A 677-nucleotide genomic window follows, 5' to 3' on the forward strand; every position below is an offset into this window, starting at 1 on the left:
TTTGGTCGATGCCAACGGTAACCCGGTAACCCTTCCTAGTGGAGCTTCGGTTAGCGTTGCGCTTGATTGGAGTGGTACGGCAACTGCAGCAGATGTTGATAACTTACCTCCAAGCGTAACCATTAGCGGAGATAGTCAGCAAAGCTTTACAGTTAATACCATCAACGATGGTATTTATGAAAATAGTGAAAATCTAAGCGTCACCATTAGTGGGGTCACTGACGTTGATAATAGCCTTGAACAACTAGAGATAGGCAGCAACAACAGCGCCGACACCACCATTCTCGATGCCCAGGACGCGCCTGTGGTGAGAAGTGTTACCGGTGACTCCGTGATCGAAGGCAATGCCAACACCTTCACCGTCACCCTCAGCACCCCCAGTGCCACCAACACCGAGGTCACCCTGAGCCTCAGCGACGGCAGCGCTATTGTGGGCACCGATACCGGCCTCACCTATATGGTGAGTTTCGATGGCGGCACCACCTACACTGCCGTGACCGGCAACACGGTCACCGTGCCACCCGGCGCCACCAATTTCTTGGTGCAGGTAGACACCATTGATGACACAATCTTTGAAGGAGATGAAAACTACTCCCTGAACGCTACCGCCAATGGCGCAGGCGACAGCGGCACCGCCCAGATCACTGACAATGACAGCGCCCCGACCGTCAGCAGCA

General features: G+C 54.2%; 1 protein-coding gene. It reads left to right on the forward strand.

Going from position 1 to position 677, the window contains the following annotated elements:
* The coding region (locus RC73_RS19625; protein WP_039036205.1) for a Calx-beta domain-containing protein at positions 1–677 on the forward strand (677 nt) is incomplete at both ends.

The sequence above is a fragment of the Shewanella sp. ECSMB14102 genome (assembly GCF_000813075.1).
GTDB classification, from domain to species: domain Bacteria; phylum Pseudomonadota; class Gammaproteobacteria; order Enterobacterales; family Shewanellaceae; genus Shewanella; species Shewanella indica.